General features: G+C 59.3%; 1 protein-coding gene. It reads left to right on the forward strand.

Translation table 11 applies throughout. From position 1 onward, the window contains the following. Window positions 1-1211, forward strand: a 1211-nt coding sequence (locus NKJ73_RS34015; RefSeq protein WP_352572752.1) for an AMP-binding protein, incomplete at both ends; no start/stop codon positions are given.

Raw genomic sequence — 1211 nt, forward strand, 5'->3', positions numbered from 1 at the left:
GTTATCTGCTGGCGCTGCTGCGGGCGATGGTTGCCGATGCCGGGCAGCCGGTCGGCCGCATCGAGCTGCTGTCGCCCGAGGAGCGGACCTACCTTTTGGAGGAGCTGAACCGGACGGACGCGGCCTATCCGTCGGATCTTTGCATCCACGAGCTGTTCGAGCAACAGGTGCGCCGGACGCCCGAGGCGGTGGCGGTGGTCTGCCAGGACGAGCGCGTAAGCTATGGCGAGCTCAACGCGCGGGCCAACCGGCTGGCCCATCATCTGATCGCCCTTGGGGTCAAGCCGGCGGATTGCGTTGCGACAGTGCTGGACCGCTCCGTCGCCCTTGTGGTGGCGCAACTGGCGATCCTGAAAGCGGGGGGAGTATATGTGCCGGTCGATCGCGCTCTTCCATCTGCGCGACAAGAATGGCTGATAGCCGATTGTGCTCCACGCCTGGTGCTGACCGAGAGTGACGATGATGGTTTGGTTGAGTCGACGTTCCCTGCTCTAGCTATTGAGCCGCTCATAATTGGAACGGGATGTAGTTCCGATCCTGGCCTGGCGTTGAGCGCCGAGGCTGCCGCGTATGCAATGTACACCTCCGGCTCAACCGGCCTTCCCAAAGGAGTTGTTGTTCCTCATTGTGCTGTCAATCGGCTCGTGATCAATAATGGATATGCGAAGATCGATGCCGGGGATCGTGTGGCATGGGCTGGCAATCCCGCCTTCGACGCAAGCACATTCGAAGTGTGGGCGCCGCTGCTTAACGGTGGTTGCATTGTTGCAATGCATGCCACCACCGTCATAGACACTCCCAGTTTTGCTAAGGCGCTTAAACAGCACCGGGTGACGTCCCTTTTTCTGACAACAGCATTATTCAATAAACACACATCATCGATTGCCTCGACATTAGCCCAACTTAAGTACCTTCTCTGTGGAGGCGAGCGCAATGACCCTTCCTATTTTCTGAGATTACTGAAAGAAGAAGGCCCTGTACGTCTCATTCATTGCTACGGCCCGACCGAGACGACGACCTTCGCGACAGTTTGCGAGATCAACTTGAGTGACGAAACATTCCGCCGTCTCCCGATCGGCCGTCCGATTGCGAACACGCGGGTGTATCTGTTGGACGGTCATGGTGGGCCGGTGCCGTTCGGGGCGGTGGGCGAGCTCTATATCGGCGGGGCCGGCGTTGCGCGCGGTTATCTCAACCGCCCCGAGCTGACG

This window comes from Mesorhizobium sp. M0074 (assembly GCF_040322975.1).
In the GTDB taxonomy this organism is placed as follows: Bacteria; Pseudomonadota; Alphaproteobacteria; order Rhizobiales; family Rhizobiaceae; genus Mesorhizobium.